The organism is Cupriavidus sp. 96C5-1, assembly GCF_057798855.1.
On record NZ_JBYOJU010000052.1, the window covers coordinates 29,785 to 51,993 of the forward strand.

Annotated in this window: 20 protein-coding genes and 2 pseudogenes; 7 read left to right on the forward strand and 15 right to left on the reverse strand. The window is 65.3% G+C overall.

The features are described 5' to 3' along the window. The first annotated feature begins 29 nt into the window (after positions 1 to 29). Positions 30 to 524 carry a D-glycero-beta-D-manno-heptose 1-phosphate adenylyltransferase gene (gene rfaE2 / locus AC3FOF_RS37565; RefSeq protein ID WP_017224021.1) on the forward strand — a complete coding sequence of 165 codons (495 nt, stop codon included), beginning with the start codon at positions 30 to 32 and terminating at the stop codon, positions 522 to 524. 75 nt (positions 525 to 599) lie between these two features. On the opposite strand, the gene AC3FOF_RS37570 is transcribed toward rfaE2, so the two are convergent. Genes AC3FOF_RS37570 through AC3FOF_RS37580 form a run of 3 tightly spaced genes read right to left on the reverse strand, consistent with a single transcriptional unit; the run spans position 600 to position 3,136 of the window. After that, positions 600 to 1,355: an SPOR domain-containing protein gene (locus AC3FOF_RS37570; protein ID WP_488729495.1), complete on the reverse strand. Its 756-nt coding sequence runs from the start codon at positions 1,353 to 1,355 to the stop codon at positions 600 to 602. Positions 1,356 to 1,415: 60 nt separating this feature from the next. Beyond that, positions 1,416 to 2,267 carry a type III pantothenate kinase gene (locus AC3FOF_RS37575; protein ID WP_488729496.1) on the reverse strand — a complete coding sequence of 284 codons (852 nt, stop codon included), beginning with the start codon at positions 2,265 to 2,267 and terminating at the stop codon, positions 1,416 to 1,418. Continuing rightward, the gene (locus AC3FOF_RS37580; RefSeq protein ID WP_488729497.1) at positions 2,264 to 3,136 is read right to left on the reverse strand and encodes a biotin--[acetyl-CoA-carboxylase] ligase; all 873 of its coding nucleotides are present in this window, start codon (positions 3,134 to 3,136) and stop codon (positions 2,264 to 2,266) included. The genes AC3FOF_RS37575 and AC3FOF_RS37580 overlap by 4 nt, the downstream gene beginning before the upstream one ends. Before the next feature lie 296 nt (positions 3,137 to 3,432). Here AC3FOF_RS37580 and AC3FOF_RS37585 point away from each other — a divergent pair, with 296 nt between their 5' ends. The 5 genes from AC3FOF_RS37585 to AC3FOF_RS37605 all read left to right on the forward strand — a co-directional run bounded on the left by AC3FOF_RS37585 (position 3,433) and on the right by AC3FOF_RS37605 (position 8,376). After that, a complete protein-coding gene (locus tag AC3FOF_RS37585; protein ID WP_035809700.1) occupies positions 3,433 to 4,554 on the forward strand; it encodes an MlaE family ABC transporter permease in 1,122 nt (373 codons plus the stop codon). Beyond that, a complete protein-coding gene (locus tag AC3FOF_RS37590; protein ID WP_488729498.1) occupies positions 4,551 to 5,417 on the forward strand; it encodes an ABC transporter ATP-binding protein in 867 nt (288 codons plus the stop codon). Before AC3FOF_RS37585 ends, AC3FOF_RS37590 begins: the two co-directional genes overlap by 4 nt. Next, positions 5,414 to 6,358, forward strand: coding sequence for an MlaD family protein (locus tag AC3FOF_RS37595; RefSeq protein WP_488729499.1), 945 nt, complete (start codon positions 5,414 to 5,416; stop codon positions 6,356 to 6,358). The genes AC3FOF_RS37590 and AC3FOF_RS37595 overlap by 4 nt, the downstream gene beginning before the upstream one ends. Positions 6,359 to 6,547: 189 nt before the next feature. After that, positions 6,548 to 7,108, forward strand: coding sequence for an ABC-type transport auxiliary lipoprotein family protein (locus tag AC3FOF_RS37600; RefSeq protein ID WP_276266115.1), 561 nt, complete (start codon positions 6,548 to 6,550; stop codon positions 7,106 to 7,108). A gap of 11 nt (positions 7,109 to 7,119) precedes the next feature. Further along, positions 7,120 to 8,376 (forward strand): VanZ family protein, encoded by a 1,257-nt coding sequence (locus AC3FOF_RS37605; protein ID WP_488729500.1) that lies wholly within the window; start codon positions 7,120 to 7,122, stop codon positions 8,374 to 8,376. 5 nt (positions 8,377 to 8,381) lie between these two features. Here the strand turns inward: AC3FOF_RS37605 and pcp are convergent, their stop codons facing one another. The 6 genes from pcp to pxpB form a co-directional block, all read right to left on the reverse strand. Further along, the gene (pcp, locus tag AC3FOF_RS37610; protein WP_488729501.1) at positions 8,382 to 9,056 is read right to left on the reverse strand and encodes a pyroglutamyl-peptidase I; all 675 of its coding nucleotides are present in this window, start codon (positions 9,054 to 9,056) and stop codon (positions 8,382 to 8,384) included. Between the two features lie 70 nt (positions 9,057 to 9,126). Beyond that, positions 9,127 to 10,077: a DUF979 domain-containing protein gene (locus AC3FOF_RS37615; RefSeq protein ID WP_017230202.1), complete on the reverse strand. Its 951-nt coding sequence runs from the start codon at positions 10,075 to 10,077 to the stop codon at positions 9,127 to 9,129. Positions 10,078 to 10,080: 3 nt separating this feature from the next. Beyond that, positions 10,081 to 10,821 carry a DUF969 domain-containing protein gene (locus AC3FOF_RS37620; RefSeq protein WP_017230201.1) on the reverse strand — a complete coding sequence of 247 codons (741 nt, stop codon included), beginning with the start codon at positions 10,819 to 10,821 and terminating at the stop codon, positions 10,081 to 10,083. 131 nt (positions 10,822 to 10,952) lie between these two features. Beyond that, positions 10,953 to 11,693 (reverse strand): 5-oxoprolinase subunit PxpA, encoded by a 741-nt coding sequence (gene pxpA, locus AC3FOF_RS37625; protein ID WP_276268388.1) that lies wholly within the window; start codon positions 11,691 to 11,693, stop codon positions 10,953 to 10,955. A 70-nt stretch (positions 11,694 to 11,763) separates the two neighbouring features. Further along, positions 11,764 to 12,786 (reverse strand): 5-oxoprolinase subunit C family protein, encoded by a 1,023-nt coding sequence (locus AC3FOF_RS37630; RefSeq protein ID WP_488729502.1) that lies wholly within the window; start codon positions 12,784 to 12,786, stop codon positions 11,764 to 11,766. 103 nt (positions 12,787 to 12,889) lie between these two features. Next, positions 12,890 to 13,540, reverse strand: a complete 651-nt coding sequence (gene pxpB / locus AC3FOF_RS37635; protein ID WP_488729503.1) for a 5-oxoprolinase subunit PxpB — start codon at positions 13,538 to 13,540, stop codon at positions 12,890 to 12,892. A 747-nt stretch (positions 13,541 to 14,287) separates the two neighbouring features. Between pxpB and AC3FOF_RS37640 the strand changes: the two genes are divergently transcribed. Continuing rightward, the gene (locus tag AC3FOF_RS37640; RefSeq protein WP_488729504.1) at positions 14,288 to 14,821 is read left to right on the forward strand and encodes a Tn7 transposase TnsA N-terminal domain-containing protein; all 534 of its coding nucleotides are present in this window, start codon (positions 14,288 to 14,290) and stop codon (positions 14,819 to 14,821) included. A gap of 478 nt (positions 14,822 to 15,299) precedes the next feature. Here the strand turns inward: AC3FOF_RS37640 and AC3FOF_RS37645 are convergent. From AC3FOF_RS37645 to AC3FOF_RS37670, 6 genes and pseudogenes are all read right to left on the reverse strand, one after another. Next, positions 15,300 to 15,593: pseudogene (locus AC3FOF_RS37645) on the reverse strand (reverse transcriptase domain-containing protein); the annotation flags it as partial. Between the two features lie 742 nt (positions 15,594 to 16,335). Continuing rightward, positions 16,336 to 16,523: pseudogene (locus AC3FOF_RS37650) on the reverse strand (IS3 family transposase); the annotation flags it as partial. Beyond that, positions 16,520 to 17,701, reverse strand: coding sequence for a hypothetical protein (locus AC3FOF_RS37655; RefSeq protein WP_488729505.1), 1,182 nt, complete (start codon positions 17,699 to 17,701; stop codon positions 16,520 to 16,522). The gene AC3FOF_RS37655 and the pseudogene AC3FOF_RS37650, both read right to left, overlap by 4 nt. Position 17,702: 1 nt before the next feature. Beyond that, entirely contained in the window at positions 17,703 to 18,395 is a 693-nt protein-coding gene (locus tag AC3FOF_RS37660) for a hypothetical protein (protein ID WP_488729506.1), read from the reverse strand. Next, complete coding sequence (locus AC3FOF_RS37665; protein WP_488729507.1) at positions 18,388 to 20,418, reverse strand: AAA family ATPase; 2,031 nt, start codon at positions 20,416 to 20,418, stop codon at positions 18,388 to 18,390. Before AC3FOF_RS37665 ends, AC3FOF_RS37660 begins: the two co-directional genes overlap by 8 nt. A gap of 338 nt (positions 20,419 to 20,756) precedes the next feature. Further along, positions 20,757 to 22,091, reverse strand: a complete 1,335-nt coding sequence (locus AC3FOF_RS37670; protein ID WP_488729508.1) for an SAM-dependent methyltransferase — start codon at positions 22,089 to 22,091, stop codon at positions 20,757 to 20,759. Between the last annotated feature and the right edge of the window lie 118 nt (positions 22,092 to 22,209).

The following is a 22,209-nucleotide window of genomic DNA, read 5'->3' on the forward strand; positions in this document are numbered from 1 at the left end:
CCCAACCCGCCAACCAGCAACCCCACCCCATGTCCACCCCCGACTTCGAAGCCAAACTGGTCCCCCCCGACTCCCCCGAAGCGCTGGCCGAAAGACTGGCCGCGCTCCCGCGCCCCATCGTCTTCACCAACGGCGTCTTCGACATCCTCCACCGCGGTCACGCCAGCTACCTCGCGCAAGCCAGGGCGCTGGGCGCCAGCCTGGTGGTGGGCGTCAACAGCGACGCCTCCGTGCGCATGCTCGGCAAAGGCGACGACCGTCCCCTCAACCACGAGACTGACCGCATGGCGCTGATCGCGGCGCTGGCGTCGGTGGACCTGGTGGCGATGTTCCGCGAGAAGACACCGGTCGAGCTGATCCGCCTGGTGCGTCCGGACATCTACGTCAAAGGCGGCGATTACGATATCGATACGCTGGAAGAAACGCGCCTGGTGCGCAGCTGGGGCGGCCAGGCCCACGCCATCGCCTTCCTGCACGACCGTTCCACCACCAAGCTGCTGAACAAGGTCCGCCAGGGCGCCTGAGCTTGAACCGGCAGCGCTTCCGCCCGGGAAGCGCAGGCCGCGCACGCGGCATCGAAGGTGTGAATGCGCCGGCTATCAGGCGCAGCTCAGCATATCCTGCACGCCGTAGCGCCGGCGCATCTCGTCCAGCCGGGTGCGCAGCGCCTGGTCGGCATTGCGCACGCGCAGCCACTGGCGCGTCAGCGCATGCGGCGTATCGCTCAGCACCGCGGTGCGCACGCCATGTTCGCGCAGGTTGTCCAGGAAATGCTCGGCATGCTCGCGCTCCTCGAACAAGCCCAGCGAGACCGTATAGGTTTCAGGCGTCCCCGCGCTGACCACCGACACGTCGGTGATATTGCGCCGGCGCAGTTCGCCCAGCTTGCGCTGCAGGTTCTCGCGCGAGGGCTGCGGCGGCAGGTGGACCCACCAGCGCGCCTGCTCCCGCCGCTCGAACTGTTCCACGCGCCAGGCACCGGCCGGCGCGCCCGCCAGTTCATCCGCCACGCGGCGTACCAGCTCCCCGCTGAAGCCGCCGATCTCGACACAAGCCACGGCGGACGCCGCGGCCTGCGTTGCACTGGCGCCCTGAGCCGCCACTGCGGCCTCCGCCGCCGGCGCTGCCGCCACGCGCTGGATGCGTGCCGCGCCGGACGGCGATGCCGGCCGGGCGCCCTCTTGCTGCTTCATCTGGCGGAAGCGCTCGGGGCGTGCCTGCTGCGTGGCGCGTTCGGGCTCCCGCTCGCTTTCCATCCAGCCGGCCAGCGGCTGTGGACCGAACGCGCCCAGCACGGCCGCCAGCAGCAGTGCGTTGAGCAGGACCAGCAGGATGAACAGGCTTCGTTGGAGCATGGGGGCGATGCGGGGGGATCGTCGGGCTTGGGAACGGTTGCCGGAGGGCTTGCCGGAGAATCAGTCCGGGGTGCCGCTCCGGCTTTGCGAGGCCATCACATGGAGGCCCAGCAGCACGAGATTATCGTGCATCTCGAACGGCATGGAGAGCGCATTTGCCAGCACCTGGCGCGCGCCGCCGGACAGCAGGCAACGGACCGGGCCGCGTTCGCCCAGGGCACGCCAGGTGCGCTCCACCGCACCGGCCTGCGCCGCCAGGCAACCGGCGGCAATGGCATCGCGGGTGTTGTCGGCCCAGGGCGCGGCCAGCCCGGTATCGCCGACACCAAGCGCCGGCAGCTGGGCTGTATTGCGCGCCAGCGCGCCCAGCATCAGGTCCAGCCCCGGCAGGATCAGTCCGCCTTCGAAACGGTCCTGCGCGCTCACCACGTCGAGCGTGGTGGCGGTGCCGGCGGTCACGATCAGCAGCGCCCCCTGCGGCCGGTAGCAACGCGCGCCGATGCTGCCGATCCAGCGGTCGACGCCGAGCTGGGCGGGATCGCGGTAGCCGTTGGCCAGTCCGCCGAAGCGCGGGCCCGAGCGTACCCAGTTCACCCCGGTGCCAGCGCCGAACACGGTGCCCAGCGTGGCTTGCAGGCTGGCGGCGATGGCCGCGCCGGCCACATTGCTGACCCACACCAGCGGCTGCGCGCCGCCGGGATCGGCAGCCCGCAGCGAGGCCCATTGCGCCACCAGCGCGGCCAGCTGGTCGTGCGCCACTGCGCCGCCGTGCTGCCACGGCGTGGGCAGCGGCGCCTCGCGCAGCACGGCGCCGCGCCGCGCATCCTCGCACCACGCCCATTTCAGGCGGGTGTTGCCGATATCGATCAGCAGTTGCGGCACGCGCGGCATGCCCGCGGAAGACGCGCTCATACACCCGCTCCCGCACCCGTGGCGTCGTCCGCGGGGCGCAGCGAGACTTCGCCGCTGGCGATGCGCTCCAGGCCCGCTGGCGTTTCCAGCAGCAGGTGGCCCTCGCCGTCCACGCCGCGCGCCAGGCCCTCGGCCTGCACGCGGCCATCGTGCAGCAGGCGCACCGGCTGGTCGCGGTACGCGTCGCGCGCCGACCAGCGGGCCGCCATTGGCGCGAAGCCCTGCGCCAGGAATGCCTCGCGCATCGCCGCCAGCCGGTTCAGCACGGCGGCCAGCAGCGCGGTGGGATCGCAGTCCGGCAGGAATTCGGTCACACCGGCCAGGTCGCGCCCGAGCGCGGCCTCCATTTGCGCGTCGCGCACCAGGTTCAGGCCGATGCCGATCACCGCCCAGACCCGCTGCGGGCCGGCCGGCACCGATTCGATCAGGATACCGGCCAGTTTGCGGCCGTCGATCTGCAGGTCATTCGGCCACTTCAGCCCCACGGCCGCGCCCAACCGCGCATCGCAGGCGGCCAGCGCCTCGGCCAGCGCAAGCCCCACCGCCAGGCTCAGCCCGCTGAGCTGCGCCGGCGCCAGCGGCAAGGGCAGCGCCACCGAGAACGTCAGTCCGGCCTGGCCCTGCCAGGGACGGCCCTGGCGACCGCGCCCGGCGGTCTGGCGGTAGGCCAGGCGCAGCTTGCCGGCCTCGGTCCAGGGCGCGCTGCGGCTGGCCAGCGTCAGGTCGGCATTGGTCGAGCCGGTTTCGTCGACCACCTCGAGGGACCAGCCGCGCGCGGCGCCGGTAAGCGCGGCGCGCAAGCGGTCGGGATCGATGCGCCAGGCCTGGGCTGGCGAGGCGGGCGGCGGCGGAGAATGGTCAGTGGACATGCGGATCGGATCGGCAGTGGGCAACGCAAAAGGCACTAGAAAGCGCGGAAGGCACGCAAGGCTACGGAAAGAGCCTGAAACAGCACGGACAACACGCGGCGGCGGCGCAGGCACGCAAGATCTCGCAACGTCTCGCCAGCGCGGCCGGAACGGGGCCAGGCCTGCGCTGCCAGCGCCCGCGCGGGAAATCCAGCCCGCATTGTAGCTGCGCGAATCCACCGCGGAGGCGGTGCCGGCGCCCGTTGACCCTGCGGGTGGCATAGAATCGGGACTTGCCCATCACATCCCCCCATCCTTTGGACAGCATTACCACGCCAGCCATTGAAGTGACGCGCCTGGACGGAGCGGCCACAGTGCGGTTGCGCGGCGACTGGACCGCGCTTGCCCTCTCCGACTGCCACCATGCCCGCGCGCTACGCGGTGAGTTGCACGCCATTGCAGCGGACTCGCGCTGGTCGCTTGCCGGCCTCGGCCGGCTCGATCATATCGGCGCGCAGCTGATGTGGCAGGCATGGGGCGGCAAGCTGCCCGAGCGGATCGAGGCCAACGAGGCCCAGCGCCGCGTCTTCTCCCGCATTGCCGGCCTGCGCCGGGAGAACTGGAAAAAGCACATGGTGGACCGGTTCAACCCGGTGACGCTGCTGGGTGCTTCCCTGCTGTCGATGTTCTCGCAGCTCGGCAATGGCGTGACCATGCTGGGCCAGCTGACCTTCGACCTGCTGCGCCTGGCGCGCGCGCCGCAGCGCGGCCCCTGGCGCGAGATCTCGGCCAATATCTACAACGTCGGCTACAAGGCGCTCGGCATCACCGCGCTGGTGGGGTTCCTGATCGGCATCGTGCTGTCCTACCTGTCGGCCAACCAGTTGCGCATCTTTGGCGCCAGCATCTTTATCGTCAACATTCTCGGCATGGCGGTGATCCGCGAGCTGGGCCCGGTGCTGGCGGCCATCCTGATCGCCGGCCGCTCGGGCTCGGCGATCACGGCGCAGATCGGCGTGATGCGGGTCACCGAGGAACTCGACGCCATGCGCGTGATGGGCATTTCGCACGGTTTCCGGCTGATCATGCCGCGCGTGATCGCGCTGGCCATCGCCATGCCGCTGCTGGTGGCCTGGACCGATGTGCTGGCGCTGGCCGGCGGCATGCTGGCGGCCCACTTCCAGCTGGATATCAGCGCGGCCTTCTTCCTGCGCGCGCTGCCCGATGCGGTGCCGGTCGCCAACCTGTGGCTGGGACTGGGCAAGGGGGTGGTATTCGGCATCCTGATCGCGCTCACCGCCTGCCACTTCGGCTTGCGCATCCAGCCCAATACGCGCAGCCTGGGCGAAGGCACCACTGCGTCGGTGGTGACCTCGATCACCGTGGTGATCGTGGCCGATGCGATCTTCGCCATCCTGTTCAAGGATATCGGCCTATGACAACCGCTATCGATGCCACGCCCCCGGCTGCCGGCGCCCGGCCGCTGGCCGGACGGACCACCGTGATCGAGGTGCGCAACCTGGTCAAGCGCTTTGGCGAGGCGGTGGTGCACGACGACCTCAACCTCGAGGTCTACCGCGGCGAGGTCTTGTCCATCGTGGGCGGCTCGGGCACCGGCAAGACCGTGCTGCTACGCCAGATCGTGGGGCTGGACCGGCCCACCTCGGGCACCATCCGCGTGTTCGGCGAGGACCTGACGCGGCTCGACGCCGCCCGGCTGCAAGCCCTGCGCAACCGCTGGGGCCTGCAGTTCCAGCGCGGCGCGCTGTTTTCCGCGCTATCGGTGATCGACAATATCGCCCTGCCGCTGCGTGAACTTCGCAGCCTGCCCGACGATCTCATCTGCGCGGCTTCGCTGCTCAAGCTGCAACTGGTGGGGCTGTCGGCGCGCGACGCCGACAAGATGCCGTCCGACCTGTCCGGCGGCATGATCAAGCGCGTGGCGCTGGCGCGGGCCCTGGCCCTGGAACCCGAGCTGGTGTTCCTGGACGAACCTACCGCCGGGCTGGACCCGATGGCCTCGGACGACTACGTGGCGCTGATCCGCGAACTGCGCCGCGAGCTGGGCCTGACCGTGGTGATGGTGACCCATGACCTCGACACGCTGGTGGCGCTGTCGGACCGCGTCGCGGTGCTGGCCGACCGCAAGGTGCTGGCGGCGCTGCCGATCCGGGAGCTGGCCCGTATCGACCACCCGTTCATCCGCGAATATTTCCTGGGCGAGCGCGGGCAGCGTGCCATGCAGGCACTGCCCGCGGCGCCCATGGCGGCGCCCGCGGGCCCGCAATCTGGAGAAGCATGATGGAAAACAAGTCACACGCCTTCCTGGCCGGCGTGTTCACGATCGGCCTCGCCATCCTGGTGATGTTCGCTATCTTCTGGTTCAGCAGCGACCACGCCGTGCGCGTGCCCTACGACCTGATCACCCGCTCCACCGTCAACGGGCTGGGGCCGCAGGCCGACGTCAAATACCGTGGGCTGGACGTGGGCAAAGTCGTGTCGATCCGCTTCGATCCCGCCGTGCCCGGCCAGATCATCGTGCGCATCAGCGTCAACCAGGACACCCCCATTACCAGCACTACCTATGCCACGCTGGGCTTCCAGGGTGTGACCGGGATCGGCTACGTGCAGCTCGACGACACCACCGCGCAGGAGGGCGGCGGGGCGCCGTCGCCACGCCTGCAGACTTCCGCCAAGTCGGTGGCCCGCATCGCCATGCGGGCAGGTTTCTTCGAGGAACTGGAAAAGCGCGGCGACTCGCTGCTGACGCAGCTGGAAACGATCATGGGCTCGCTCAACGATATGTTCCAGGCCGACAACCGGCGCGACCTGATGGACGCGATCCGCTCGGTGCACAAGACCGCGGACGACTACTCGCGCCTGGCCAGCGCGATCGACCCTGCCGTGCGCCAGTTGCCGCAGGTCGCCGATAACCTGAACGCCACGCTGGCCTCGACGCGCCGCCTGACCCAGGAGCTGGCCAGCCCGAACGGCACCGTGATGCGCACCGTCGACCGCGTCGGCCGCGACCTCCAGGGCGCCGCCGATTCCGTGCAGTCCGCCGCCGGCGGCGTCACCCAGGACACGCTGCCGCAGGTCAACGGGCTCGCGCGCGACGCGCGCCAGACCATGCGCAGCATCGACCGCGCCGCCAGCCAGTTCAACGACAGCCCGCGCAGCGTGCTGTTTGGCGGCCCCGCGGCCACGCCGGGCCCGGGCGAGCCTGGCTTCCAGGCACCCTGAGCCGAAGCGGGAGCCACCATGCCGCACCCCCGCGCAATCGCTCCACGCCTGGCGCGCCAGGCTGGCGCGCCGCATCCTTCGAGCAATCCGAGCCCTACAGGCAAACCGAGGCAAGCCATGATGCATCACGTCCAACTCCGGCCGGATCTTTCCGGGACTGCCGGCCTGCCGCGCCGGCTGGCCGCCTGCATGGCACTGGCCGGCTTGCTGCTGGGCGGCTGCGCGCTCACGCCCTCCGCCCCCGTCATCACCTATGACCTGGGTCCGCCCGCCGGTGCAGCCCCCGGATCCACGCCGCTGCCCAAGATGCGCGTGGCGCAGACCGACGGCCCCGCCTGGCTGGACGGCAACTCGCTCTATTACCGCCTGCATTACACCCAGGCGGAGCGCCTGCAGCCCTATGCCACGCAGCGCTGGGTGATGTCGCCGGTACGCCTGTTCGACGATCGCCTGCGCGAGGCAGTGGCCTCGCGCGGCGCACTGACCTGGTTCGGCGATACCGCCGCGCCCGCGCTCAAGATTGACATGCTGGAGTTCGAGCAGGTGTTCGACAGCGCCAGCGCCAGCCGCGGCGTGATCCGGGTGCGCGCGACCGTGTTCCGCAACGGGCTGATCGGGCAGAAGACCTTCGTGGTGGCACAGCCCGCGGCCACCGCCGACGGCGCCGGCGGCGTCAAGGCGCTGGCCGCCGGCAGCGATGCCGCGATCGCGGCGATCCTCGACTGGGTGGCCACGCTGCCGCTGCGGTAAGCCGGTTTCGCATGGCATCGGCTCCCACGCCGCCTCCCGTACCGCAGCCCCCGCCGCGCCATTCCCCGCTGGCGCGGGTAGGGCTGCTGTGCTTCACGCTGCTGGTGATCTACGGCAGCCTGCACCCGTTCACCGGCTGGACCGACAACGGCATCTCGCCGCTGGCGTTCCTCACCGCGCCCAAGCCGCGCTACCTGACCCAGTTCGACCTCATCACCAATGTGCTTGGCTATTGCCCCTTCGGCGCGCTGGTGGTGCTGGCCCTGCACCCGCGCGTCTCCGGCTGGCGCGCCACGCTGCTGGCACTGGTCGCAGGCACGCTGCTGTCGGGCACCATGGAAGCGCTGCAGACCTGGCTGCCCAACCGCGTCTCGTCCAATATCGACCTGATGACCAATGCGCTGGGGGCCTTGCTGGGCGGCGCGGTGGTGGCACCCTTCGCCGCCGCGCTGATCGACCGCGGCTGGCTGCGCCAGCTGCGCCTGGCCTGGTTCGAGCCGCACGCCAGCTTTGCCATCATCCTGATCCTGTTGTGGCCGTTCGCGCAGATCTTCCCGCAGGACCACCTGTTCGGCATGGGCGCCATCGTGCGCGAGTGGCTGACCGACCCGGACTCCTGGCCCGTGCAGTGGCTGCAGAATGTGTTTCCGACGCTGCCCGACGTGATCGAGGGCATTGGCCTGCTGCGGCCCGACGACGTGCAGGGACAGCAGTTGCTGGAATCGCTGGTGACCGCTTGCGGATGGGTCGGCACCGGGCTGTTCGCCTCGATCGCCATGCGCCGCCATGCGCCGATGCTGCGCATCCTGGCCGCCCTGCTGGCCGGCACGCTGCTGCTCAAGGCCACCGTGGCCGAACTGCAGTTTCCCGACGACAATGCCTTCAACTGGCTGTCCGAGGGCGGGCGCTTCGCCCTGCTGACCGGCTCGCTGGCGCTGGTATTGCTGTTGCGGCTGCCACGCTGGCTGCGTGGCGCGATGGCGCTGGCCGTGCTACTGCTGCTGGTGGTGCTGGCCAACCTGCTGCCGGCCAACCCGTATTCGTGGATCTCCGAACAGGGCTGGCGGCTGGGCCGCTTCATCCACTTCAACAGCCTGTCGCAATGGCTGGGATGGATGTGGCCGTTCCTCGCGCTGTTCTACCTGATCTGGCGCTTCGAGCAATTCCAGCTGGACCGCCGCAGCCTGCGGCGCGCGCGGCGCAAGGCGCGACGGCAGGCGGCGGCGCAGGCTGCCGCCAACGACGACACGCCGCCGCCGCAGGCTTGAGCGCCTCAGTGCGTCTGGCCGCCCTGCTCGCGGATATCGTCTTGCGTCGACAGCGCGGTGGCCACCGCGCAGCGCAAGCCGTCGACCATCGTGGCCAGCGCCAGACTGGGCTGGCCCGGATGCCGCGCGGCCTGCTCTGGCAGATAGGGAATATGGATGAAGCCGCCGCGCACGCCCGCCGGCACGCTCTGCGTCGCCAGCAAGTGCATCAGCCCGTAAAACACGTGATTGCAGACGAAGGTGCCGGCGGTCTGCGACACCGAGGCCGGCACGCCGGCCGTGCGCATGCGGCGCACGATGGCCTTGATCGGCAGGCTGGAAAAATACGCCGCGGGTCCGTCCTCGGCAATACGGGTATCGATGGGCTGGGCGCCGGCGTTGTCGGCAATGCGCGCGTCGTCGACATTGATTGCCACGCGCTCGACCGACATGTCCGGGCGCCCGCCCGCCTGCCCCACCGCGACCACCAGCACGGGCTGCAGCGCATCGAGCAGGTCCGCCATGGCGTCGTTGGCCGCGCCGAATACGCAAGGCAACTGGCGCGCGACGATCACGGCCGCATCGGCGCCATCGGGCGTGCCGCCGATGCGCTCGCCGTCGAGCGCGCGCACGACCTCCCAGGAAGTATTGATGGGTTCGCTCTCGAACGGCTCGAAGCCGGTCAGCAGCACGGTACGCATGGCAGGGACTCCTGGCCGGAAGCCCGGTTGCCCGGGCCCCTGGCCAAACTTTCGCGGCGGGACCGCGTTCTTACATGAGGAAATACAGCAGTGCGATATTGGCCACCAGGATCATCAGCGCGGTTGGCACCTGCGCCCGGATCACGGCGTTCTTGTCGTCCAGCTCCAGCAGCGCGGCGGGCACGATGTTGAAGTTGGCCGCCATCGGCGTCATCAGCGTGCCGCAGTAGCCCGAGAACATGCCGATGGCCGCCATCACCGCCGGATTGCCGTGGAACATGTTCACCAGGATGGGCACGCCGATGCCGCCGGTCATCACCGGGAAGGCGGCAAAGCCATTGCCCATGATCACGGTGAACAGCGCCATGCCCACGCAGTACACCACCACGGCCACCAGCCTGTAGTCCATATTGATATAAGCCGTGGTCAGGTGCGCCACCGCCTTGCCCACGCCGGCATCCGCGAACACCAGGCCGAGCATGGCGAGCATCTGCGGCAGCACCAGCGCCCAGCCAAGCGACTCGGTCAGCCGGCGCGATTCGCGCACGCCCTGCACCACCGTGTCGCGGGTGAGCCAGCATGCCACGCCAAGCGCCACCAGGCAGCCGATGCCAAGCGAGACGAAGGTGACGTTCTTGGGATCGAGCAGCGCCAGGCCGGCGAGCTTCACGTCCTTGAACAGCAGCGTGCCGATCACGGTCACCAGCGGAATCAGCAGGGCCGGGATGAACAGCCTGTTGCCAAGGCGCTTGGCCGAAGTACGGCGCTCGGCTTCCGGCAGCGTGCTGTGCTTGCCGTGGCCAACGCCGCCAAAGCCGGCGATCAGCGCCATCACCACGGCGCCGATGCCGACGATGGCCGGCGGCAGCTTGTCGCCGATCAGGAAGACCAGCGCATACAGTGCCCAGAACAAACCCGTGCTGAGGCGGCGCGGATGCTCGCGGTCGGCGAAGGTCATCAGCGCGGTGATGGCCAGCACCAGGCCGGCGAGCCAGTAGAGATAGTCGATCGAGATAATCATGGCTTACTCCCCGCTCTTGGCCGTGGCGGCAGCGCCGGCCGTGGTGGCAGCCTTGCCGCCGCCCACCTCGCGTTCCAGCCACATGTCCAGGCGCTTGAGGCGCACTGCGTGGATCAGGAAGGCGCAGATCGCGGTGGGGATGCCCCACACGGCGATATGCAGCGGTTCCACGTCGATATTCGAGGACAGCAGGAAGGTGTGCATCAGCGCGATGGCGCCGAAGGCCACGAAGATGTCCTCGCCGAAGAACAGGCCAACGTTGTCGGTGGCCGCGCAGAAGGCCAGCACGCGCTGGCGCACCGGCTCGGGCAGCTTGCCGAAGCGGGTCTCGGCCGCGCCTTCGGCCATCGGCGCCAGCAGCGGACGCACCATCTGCGGATGGCCGCCGAGGCTGGTCAGGCCCACCGCGGCGGTCAGTTCGCGCACGCCGAGATAGACGATCAGCAAGCGCCCGACCGTGGCCGAGGCAATGCGCGAGATCCACGCCTGCGCATGTTCGCGCAGCCCGTGCCGCTCGAGCAGGCCGATCACCGCCAGCGGCAGCAGGATGATGAGCGGCAGGTTGCGCGTCTTGACAAAGGCGGTACCGATCGCCGTGAAAATCTGCATGACCGGCATGGGCGCCGCCAGCCCCGTGGCGATGGCGGCAAGCGCCACCACCATCATGGGATTGAAGCGCAGCACGAAGCCGAGGATGATGATGCCGACCCCGACTAGGGGCCAGAGATTGACTGCCTGTTCCATGAGAGACACCAATAGAGTGTGATGGAGGCGAGTGCCACGCGCCGCGTCATGCCGCTCGACGTCGCGCGGGTCACAGTGAATGCCGGAAGCCTGGGGGCGCGTCCGTTGCGATTAACGCGTGGTACGCCCCTTCAGCCGCCGGCGCGGATTGCGATGCCTTCGGCGCCGAGCCGCTCGCGGATGCGGCGCGCAAAGGCAAGCGCGTGTGCGCCGTCGCCGTGCAGACACACGGTTTCGGCGCGAATCGGTACATAGCTGCCGTCGATGGCGCGCACGCGCTGCTCGCGCACCATCTCCAGCGTCTGGCCCAGGGCCACGTCCTCGTCTTCGTGCAGCGCGCCGGGCGTGCCGCGCTTGACCAGCGAGCCGTCCGGGTTGTAGCCGCGGTCGGCGAAGACCTCTTCCTTCACCTTGAGGCCGGCTTCGCGCGCCACCTTCACCATCACGCTGCCGGCCAGGCCAAAGAAGACCAGGTCCGAATCGAAGTCGCGCACGGCGCGCACGATCGCATCGGCCAGCCTGGCATCCTTCGCGGCCTGGTTGTAGAGCGCGCCGTGCGGCTTGACGTGCGCCAGCTGCCCGCCCTGCGCGCGCACCATCGCCGCCAGCGCGCCGATCTGGTACAGCACGTCCGCGTACACCACCTCCGGATCCCGCTGCATCTCGGTCCGGCCGAAGTTCTCGCGGTCCGGATAGCTCGGATGCGCACCGATGGCCACGCCCTGCTCCAGCGCCCACTTCACGGTCTGCAGCATGGTGGCGGCGTCGCCGGCATGCCAGCCGCAGGCCACGTTGGCCGAGCTGATCAGTGCCAGCAGTTCGCGGTCGTTGCCGCAGCCCTCGCCGAGGTCGGCGTTCAGGTCGATATGCATTGCGTTACTCCTCTTCGGTCTTGCGGCCTGTGTTGATCTTGAATCCGGGGGAAGGGCGTCGTCTTGCGGCTCAGGCCACCGCCGCGCGGCTGCGCGTGCGCCGCCGCGATGCGATCACCATGCCGTCGCCCTGCCACCGCAGCGCCTGGTCCACCTGCTGCAGGTAGCGGTCCAGCCCGGCCTGCGCGGCGGCGGCCTCATCCAGCGAGACACGCACGAAGCGCACCGGCGCGCCCAGCGGCACCTGCGCCAGCCGCCACAGGTCGGCGCCGATCACCACGCCGATCTTGGGATAGCCACCGGTGGTCTGGGCATCGGCCATCAGCACGATGGGCTGGCCGGCCGGCGGCACCTGCACCACGCCCGGCAGCACGCCGTGCGAGAGCAGGTCGGCGCCCTGCCCGGGCTGGCGCGCCAGCGCCGGGCCTTGCAGGCGCAGGCCCATGCGGTTGCTGTTGGGCGTGACGATCCAGTCGGACTGCCACAGCGCCTCGCGCGCGGCGGCATCGAAGTCTTCGTATTCGATGCCGGGCAGCATGCGGACCGGCATCGCGTCGCCCAGCTTCTTCACCGGCAGCGCCCAGGCCGGGGCCTGCACGCCCAGCCAGTCGCTGTCGTCGGCCACGCCGGGACGGCCGGCGTCGAGCCGGTCGCCCTCGCGCAGGCCACGGCCGTCCAGGCCGCCGAAGCCGGCCTTCAGGTCGGTGCTGCGCGAGCCCATCACGGGCGCCACCGCAATCCCGCCCGCCACGCACAGATAGGTGCGGGTGCCGCCCTGCGCGGCCGACAGCGTCAGCGTCTCGCCGCGGCGCACGTCGAAGGCATGCCATGACCACACCGGCAGGCCGTCGAGGTTGGCCCGGCATTCGGCGCCGGTCAGCGCGACCCGCATGTCGGCGTGGAAGCGCACGGCGGCGCGGCCCAGCGTGAATTCGATGGCGGCGTCTGCCGCGGGGTTGCCGAGCAGCCGGTTGCCGATGGTGAGCGCGACCGTATCGAGTGCACCGGCGGTGCCGACGCCAAAGCGGCGAAAGCCGGGACGGCCGAGATCCTGGACCGAGGCCAGCGCGCCGGGACGAATGATCTCGATCACGCGAAGGCCCTCCGCGCCGCCCCGGCAAGACGGCAAGGCTGGCGACCGGGCGCGGGCGTGCAAGCGGCGCAGGGAACGGCGCAGGAGACGGCGGAAAGATGGCTCACGGCAGCACTTCCTCTACGACAAATCGCACGGTATCGCCCGGCGCCAACAAGGACGGCGGATCTCGGTCGGCCAGGAACAGTTCGCTGGCGGTGTGCCCGATCAGCTCCCAGCCGCCGGGCGCGGCGGCCGGGTAGATGCCGGTCTGCTCGCCGCCGATACCGACCGAGCCGGCCGGCACCGACAGCCGCGGCTCGCGCCGGCGCGGCGTGGCCAGCGACGGGGACATGCCGCCCAGATAGGCGAAGCCAGGCTGGAAGCCGAGGAAGTACACGACATACTCGCCCTCGCTGTGGCGGCGCACCACTTCCTGCACCGAGAGGCCGGTATGCGCGGCCACTTCGGCCAGGTCGGGCCCGTATTCGCCGCCATATCGCACGGGAATCTCAACCAGCTTGCCCGTGGCCGCGCGTGCCTCGCCCGAAGCCCAGGCGAGCTTCAGGTTGCGCTCCAGCGCCTCGGGATCGGCGTCGGGGCCGAACACCACGGTGAGGTTGTTCATGCCCGGCACCGCATCGACCACGCCCCGCCATTCCGCGGCACGCTGCGCCATGGCCCAGATACGTCGCTGCACATCGAGCGAGGCCGGCGGCGGCACGCTGCACAGCAGCGCGCGCTCGGCCAGGCGGTGAACGGAACATGGGGTCATGGAAGGCACGGGCAGGGGGACCTGTCTTGCAGTGTAGGCGGGCGCACTGGACTAGTCAGGCGCGACGCCGGCTGCGACCCGGTCCGTGAGCAGAATATTTTTTCATCGACAATTTGTCGATAAATTCATGATAACCAAACAATAAGATGCTGGGACTAGGTGTAGACCCTAGGGTTTCCCGCCCTCGTGTTTGCGGGCGGCCAATGCTGCGCCCTGTCCTGGTGCGGCTCGAAGGACGTGCGAATTCAACCGGTGCAAGGGTGCCCGGCGCGGCTCCCGCGACGAACCAGTCCGGTGCGATTCCGGCGCGCGCGGGCTCGCCGGCGCGGACTTGCGCAGGAGAAAAAAAATCGGGGGAAACAGGTCTGGCCGTGGCGCGCATGCAACGCCAGGTAGGTCTGCAGCGGGTGCCGCGGACAAAAAAACGGCCGGGTGGATACCGGCCGGTCTGCTGACAACGTTGGATCTGCGCTGGTGGCCTCCCCTCTCGCCGTGAGGAGGGGGAGTGACAGCCATCGTCATTGCCGATGGTTCTGGCGCATCCTGGCGGCTTCGCTTAGCGCCAGCGGTTCACACCGTCGTCATTGCGGACGGCTTTGGCTCGTCAGGCGAATGACAATTACATCGCTCTCTCGTACCGTAAGTGAAAAATTGCCAGAAATTACAATGATCTTCGCGACTGACCGCCCTTGGATCCCATAATTTCCTTGGAGCCAGGGAGCGTGTCGTGTAGCGCACGAGAGAAATATGCCCGTCCGGAAGATACCCAAGAACTATCAGAACGTAACCGGTATTGCCGCCCACCGCAAAGCCGAGGGTGCGGCCATGTTCGAGTCCACACTGGAGCGGGACTTCATTGCACTGCTGGAATTCGATCCCTCGGTCGAGCGCTTCGAGGTGCAGCCGATAACCCTCGATTGGTCTGACGACCAAGGTCGCCCTCGAAGCTACACGCCGGATGTGTTGGTGACGTTCAAGTCTCACGGCCTTCCGTGCCGAACTGTCCTGTACGAGGTGAAATACCGGGGTGACCAGCGTACTGACCGATCCGAACTGCGCCAGAAGTACAAGGCGGCGATCAAGTATGCCCGGGAGCACTGTTGGCGCTTCAAGATCGTGACCGAGGTCGAGATTCGCACGCCGTACCTCGACAACGCCGCTTTCCTGCTGCCGTTCGTACGAAGAGGGCCACATGGCGTTGCTTGTCGATCAGCTTGCCACCATGCGTCATACAACTCCGGCCGGCCTGTTGCCGAGATGAATGGCATCGCGCGGCTTTGATCCCGACACTGTGGTACTTGGTGGGAACGCGCCAAATCGGAGCGAGCCTAGACGAGAAATTGACCATGGCATCACCTATCTGGAGCCGGCCAGTATGAGCACCCCGGCCACGATGTCGCTCGTTCCGGGCGAGGAGGTGATGTTCCTCGGCCGCCCGCACCGCATCGCGCAAGCTGTGGATTTCGATGAAGTACTGCTGCGCGACCTTGAAACCAAGCAAGTGGTCCGCGCAAAGCTCGCCGACTTGCAGGTCGTCCAGCCCCTGCCCGAGGCACTCCGACCGGACTTGCTGTCGGTGCCAGAACCCGACTGGTCGGAAGCCGAACGCCGTCAGGCGATCATCCTGCCACTGCTCGGTCAGCGGGGACGGACGCGAGACCACGTTGTCGCACGCGCCGCCGAATTCGGGTTGCATGCAAACACCCTGTACAAGTGGCTCAAAGCGTACGAGTCCGCAGGGCTCGTGACCGCGTTGCTCCCAAAGCAGCAACGCAAGGACAAACCGGAGAACCCATGGGGTCTGGCAGTGCTTCTTGAGCGCGCGCATGAGCAGATCATGGTCGATATTGTCAACGAGACCCTTGATATCGAATTCCACAACCCAGTCGTACTCCCAGCTTCGCCGCCTCACCAAGACAATCGCGTCATGAGCAGAGCGCCCAGGTCGATAGCCATAGGAGTTTGGATGGAACATCGGGTCGATCTGCGGCTCCAGCAGGAGCTTGACCGCCGTCTGCGCCACCCGGTCAGCAACCGTGGACACGCCCAACATGCGCACACCACCTGACTTCTTCGGAATCGGGACCCCTTTGATCGGCGGCGGGAAGTAACTGCCGGAACAGAGTCGATTCCATAGCTTGTACAGGTTGTCGCCCAAGCGACTTTCGAATTGCTCGATCGATTCACGGTCGACGCCTGCGGCGCCGCCGTTCGCTTTGACACATTTGAATGCCTCCCAGATTAACACCTTGGGAATGTCATACGGCTTGGTCACGCGGTCGTGCTCCTCCTGCTTGCGCAGTTGACACGACCCCAGACCGGGATGACGCAGCCCCTTCGCTTCACCGCCATTACAGCGGCTTCAACACTACTACGAGCTGCTCCGCCCCTTGCTGGCGCATCACTACTTTCGGCCTCGCCTATCCGGCTTGTGCCTTTCGCTTGGCATCGCCACCGAAGGTTCCCGCAGTTCAACGTAAGAGCCCGGATCGGGCTGACGCTGCCTCTATACCGGACACCGCCGGGACCGTAAGCAGGTATCGTCCCGGCTGATCGCGGGGCAACATCACTCCCCGGTTTTGATGTCGTCTGAGTACTTTCGACACTTGAACGGCAGTTCACGGTTGTTCGTCTTCCTCGATCCATACCTGACGTCTTCACGACGCCTTTTCCATGACGCTCACGACCGGGGCTTTTGACCCAAGCCGCTCATGGTGGCTTGCCACCCGCTCCTGCAAGCCGATGGCGAGGGGCCATACCCTCATCTCCTACGCCGCTTGCTGCGGCACACTAGAATCCGATACCCAGAGCTGATTCGGCCGATCAGCCGTGAACTGCCGGCTGTCCCTGTCCAGTGGGCGCGGCGCAGTCACAACGGGAATCGTCGTGCGAACTCGCTTACCGCGAACTGCACCACGCAAGCCCGTAGCTTCGTCAAACGTCCGACCGAGCGGCGTGCCACTACAATGCCTTCCCGGTTCAGGGCTTCTTCGGTGCGCCTTTGGCAGCTGGTTGCTTCTTTGCCACCGAACCACTAGCAGCCTTCTTGGCAGTCGGGGTGGCGCGAGAGCCTTTGGGAGGCATCGTACTGGTGGCAGCCCCGTTCTTGCCTTTCTTCAGCGGCCTTGGGTCAGGTACTTCCATGGGCTGCACCTTGAGCAGGACATCCTTAGCGTTGGCATCGGGGTTCAGCGTGGGCATCTGGTCGGCCTTGCTTCTCCGAGCGTCATAGATACATGCAAACGCGGCTTCCGCGTAGTTGGTCTTCTTGTAGCCATGTGCTTGCTCAATCCCTTTGTGAGCCCACTCCAAGTTCTTTGGATCGCTGTTTTTGGGATCGAGAACCTTGAGCTCGATCATCGTGATAAATCGCTGTTTGGCCTGATCGAAGCGTACGATCCTGACATCTACGCGCCCTTCGGTCAGCGTCACTTCTTCGTCGACGGTAGCGACCTTGTTTCGATAGAGGCCGCGAAAATACGTCAGCAACCCGGACTGCACGTGGAGCTCGGGCTTGTGCCTGAGAACTGACAGGGTTGGCTCCTCTTCGATCTGCCACATTAGTCGAGCTATGGTGCCTCTGTGTGAGGCCAGTGCTTCGTTGTGGAACTCATCCAGCTGCTGCCCAATCAGTTCGGGTGTAATTGCAGCTTCGTCGAGCTGCTCGACTTTGATCGTTCGAGGCTTGTGCATCCATTCGTCGATCGGGACGCCTTTGTCATGCACCAGCATCCGGCTCTGGCCGAGCATCAACAATGCAAACGTCTGATCAGCCTTAAGGTGTTCGCGCACAAACTGGAAGGCCTCGGTTGCCCCGTTGTTGAATTGAGGTACGTGCTGAATCACCTCGCTAAGGCTCTCAACTGCAACTGCGACGCCGTCGTCCAGCGTGAGCAGTGCGGCAAAAACTTCGGTCGGATTCACACTGACGCCAGTCGGGATGCCAGGCTCAAGTTTGGGGGATTCCGAATACACCACCAAGAGCGCTCGATCGGGCTTGATGTGTCCGGCCGAAATCGAGGTCGCGTGGCACGCCGACCATTGAATGAAGTAGTCGACCAGCGCCTGGAAGAACCGCTCCTGCGCCGACCCTGAAACAAGCGACAGTCCTGCATCGAGACCAGCAATGTCCTGACGCTTGATCATGCTTTGCTGGCTCATATCAGGCTGCCTTCTTCCGAAGCAGCCGCTGGTAGACAGTCAGCACGTCACGACGGTTGACGAAGGCTTCTCCCTCGAGGTACTTCCTGATCTGCCGAAGGCCGGTGAGTGTCGGTGTCGTGTGGTCAAGGGACTCCTCAATAAAGAGCACATTCCCCGGACGATCCAACGCCTCCAGGTACGTGAGGTCCTGCTCGAATACTCGGTCAAGGCCACTGCGTTCTTGACGACCCCGGGTGCGCTCGTCGTGCCAAGCGCCTTCGACGACGCCAAGGCAGAGATCCAGCAGGAAGGCGTAGAGCGCTTCTCCGCGCTGCGTGCTTCGCAGATATCGGCCGACTTCCAGACCCGCGACGGTTGCACTGAAACTGCCCTCGAACTGCAAGTGCGTCGAAGATTGATGCGCGGAGAATTTCGACACCTCCACCAAACCCGATAAGGTCAATGCCCCTAGTGCAAAGTGTGCGGCACGGTAGTAGGGGCCCTGCTTGGTTCGTCGTGCCCGTTGACGCAGCGGCTCAATCCCGTAGAACCGGCATGAAGCAAACGACATGAACAGCAGAAGATGCAGTTGCATGCGAGTCAGTTGGCCAATGCCAGCTGCTTCTGCAGCATTGATCGTGAAAAGGACCCAGCGCGAAAACCGCAACCGTTCCTGTGCACTCTTAGGTATTGAGTAGGACATCTTAGCCATGGAACTTACCCAGTTCTTCTTCAAGCAAAGCCCTTGCCGCGCCTTCCTTCAATGTGTTCGATTTGGCGGTCACCTGTAGTAGATCGATGAGTTGCGCACCGGTGGTCTTGCTGCCGCGTCGCGGCTTTCCGTCCTTACCAACGCGGCCGAGGAGGGCCGGGATCATCGCAGTACCATTGAGATTCGACGTGGCAATCAGATTACGCACAGGACCAGAATCCGCTGGGGCGAACCGACGCATGAGCGCCGCTGCGCGGAGCATGAACCAGCTGTCCAGGCTGGCTTCTGGGGTCTCGATGACTAACGTTGTTGCGCCGTCCGCGCAGACCATTTCGAGGAGTGTCATGCGAAACGCGAGATCGAGAAATTCTTTCTGCGATTCAGAGACGTTATCGCTCGTCAAGCGCTCTTTCGGAACCTCGTGAGTGCTTGATGTCATGAGGATCGAGAACGATGGAATACCAACCCGGCCGGCGCCAGTGGCGATCTTCATTTTGTCTCTCGCATCAAATTGAACCGCCACTGTTTCTTGAAGAAACGCTTCGGCGTAGGCAGTCAGCTTTGTGCGCAGGGTCTCTTTGAAGATTTCAACCTGCTCACGCCCGCGTTTTATGAGTTCGCGGTACTGCTCGGTCAGTGCCTTGCGCTGACTATCCATCAGGTCTAGTTCAGCGCGCTCCGCGTTCAATTCAGCTTCCAATGCTCTGGATGCCTCTGGCGGGTCAGGTAGCTGCGCTTGCAGCATGCCGAGTGCCATCTCTGCCGCCAAATTCCTTGATGAGGATTGACGAAGCGCCTGAAGCGCTGGTGTGATCTGTTTTGATACAGCGTCGCGTTTGGTGTCGATTGCCGCGGCGATCGCCCTGATCTCTTCGACCTTTTTTTCCAGAGTGCGCACTTGCGCGGCGGCCAGGTGCTTAACATCAGCGCTCTTGCCACGGCCCGCGATTGGATGGTGGCAGACGAAGCAGTTACCCTCTTTGAGCTGTTTTGCGATGGTCTGTCGCTGACTTCGATTTCGGTTTCCGCAGACGAAACAACCCTGACCCGAACTGAGTCCGGCCATCAGGAACCTAGCCTTGTCGTCGATAGTTGGGAGGGCCTGTGCGATGAACGTCGCGTCGGCGTTTTCCAGTTCATCTTCGAGGTCAGCGAGCGTTGCTTCTGCTTGATTGAGTTCGATATCAAGATCGCGAGCTTGTGACTGCAGGCTTGCGACGAACTCTTGGTGCTTCAGGTGATCTTCGGCAGCAGTACTGCGCGCAACCTTCGCAGCTTCGATTCGGGTGAGGAGGTCATCGATATTTTGTACCGCCAAGGCTGCAGCATGGCTCTTTTTAAGCCGATCTTCACGAGCGTTCAGCTGGTGAGTACGATTGCGATAGATTGAATCCAGCCGCTGGATGGATGCGAAGGTCTTGTTCGTTTCTTCCGTTAGAGCTCGGTCAAGAAAAAGAATCTTAAAGAACTCGTACTGTATCGCCGCGGACCACAATATCGGCTGCCGCTCTTCGGTGAAAAACTGAAGATAGCGTATCACCACATGATAGTCGTAAGAGGACGCCAGCCCGCAGAGCCTCGCCATTTCCTCTGAAAACTGAAGCTCCGTCGTAACGGAGCGGCTCCTGCCGTTTACCTTGACGGACTTCAGTGCCATCGTCCCGAGGGAACGAGTCACCGTTATAGCCCGGTCCCCTACGGTAAAATCAAGCGTCGCCGTAGCGTTGTCATCGAGCATTTTAGGCACGCGGTCCGCGAAGAACGAGAAGCGCTTGTCCAGCACAAGCTCACGCTTGCTGATCCGGCTCAGGTCACGATCTGCTTTGGCTCGCTCCAGCGGCCCAAGCAACATCCGCATGAGCAGATTTAGCAACGTGGTCTTACCGACGCCATTGATACCGGCAAGGACTGTGATCCCTGAGGGGAATTCAAGGTCCAATCCGCGATTGTCGATTCCAGGGTAAAGCGAGTAGTTGCGAATACTAAGCCGGGCGACAATCGGCAGCCTGATTTTTGACTTCACATAACCCCCGGATCATTGTTTTCTCGATCAGCCATGCATTCATGGTCTCGCTTGGGCTCGCACTATCTTGTGTGCAATTTCTTGGAGATTTTAGCGCGGCCACGACCCGTATGGTCGTGAAGCCGCCCGATCCGTTATTCAGAAGGCGCAAGTTGTGGATTTAAACGTAGTGGCCGGCTGGTGGTTCCGAGCGTCACGACAATCAGGCCAGTCGACCGATCCTGTGAAATACAGAGCAGCCCGACCGGCTCAACCTAAGCCCTCTTTTCAACTGAGCCTCCCGCGTCGCGCCGCAATAGCGCTCTGGAAGGCGTTCGCATAACGCCATACCTACAAGCTCAGGCCGGGCGAAGACGCACCAGATCTTCGCTTAACGATGCCTGCCACCCCTGCTGCGCACTGGTCTTCATGGCCCGGATCGGCGTGACCGCCTCACAAACATAACCAGCACCCGCAGCCAGTTCGCGAAGGATATCGCCGACATCGATCAAAACGTCAGCGTAACGACTGTCGCCCACGGTCATCAGTACGGCACCCTCGGGATTCATCCTACCTCGCAAAGACGTCAAGATCTGCACTAGGTCGGCGAAGTACGCGCCGATCATGTCGGGCAGGTGCGGATCCCAAAGTTGATCACGCTTCTTCTTCAAGGCGTCAACCGTCTTGCGCAGTTTGCGCGAGTCCAGCCCCTCCCAACTCATGTCGCGGTGGACCTGCACGTGCGACCGCAAGGTGGAACTCCGCAGCTCGGTGTTATCAGCCCGGCTCTTCAGGTAGCCCAGCACCCACAATTCGACATTATAGATGTCAGTGTAATCAAAGCTGTTCGGGTACGGCGGCGAAAACAGCGCGACGTCGACCTGGTCGACCTTGTCGACTTCTACACGCGAGTCGCCGCGCAGCAGTCTGTAGCTCTCGCACGCGCGAGCGCCGTACGCGCTGATATCGAACAGCGCCGCTTGAAACGCTGCCTGGAACGCCACGCTGACGTCGTGTGGGCTCTTCTGGGTGGTCTGCCAGTTGGAGCGGTACCGACGCCCCTTACCGCTGATCACGACATTGCTCACGTCAACTAGGATACTCCCGAGCAGCACGCGCAGCAGGCGCTGATTGACGGGGTTGGTGACTTCATCGATTGCTTCACGGATCGTCAGGATGCGGCGGAACGTCTCCCGTGGGAAGATCCAGCGATCCTTGAGGCCGGGCTCGACCATGGTGGCCGGCCACGACTCGTAGCGAATCGATCGCAAGTTGGCAGAGCGGCTGTTCATCCTCTTGACGACGCCGGCGAAGTCATCAACCAACGACGCGTGGTCGTACTTCGACAGCTTCGCTTCAATCAGATCGGCCAAGAACGGGTTGACCTCGATGGACGTCGACTCGATGCCCAGAAATTGGCATGTGAGCGCAGTCGTCCCCGATCCCCCGAAGCAATCCAGGCAAGTCGATGGCCAGAATCCCAGGCAACTGAGCGATTCAGCCACCATCAGCGGCGAGAACGCCTCCTTGAATCGATACCAACGCTGGAACGGCAGGTTGTGACTAGGCATGTTCGATGATATCGGCACACCATCGACCAAGTTCTTGAGCCACGACGAGAAATTTCTGCGTTCGGCCGCACCAAGTTCTGGACAGTTCTCCTTAATGAATGTGCTGATGGTGGCTGCGTTCATGTCCCTAATTCCTCCGGTCTGCTGGACGACGGCGCGTCGAGATCGTCTTGCCGTGCGCTGACCATTTGAATATTATGAAACCTAACATTCATTCAAGCAAGCGCCAGTGCCGCTCAAA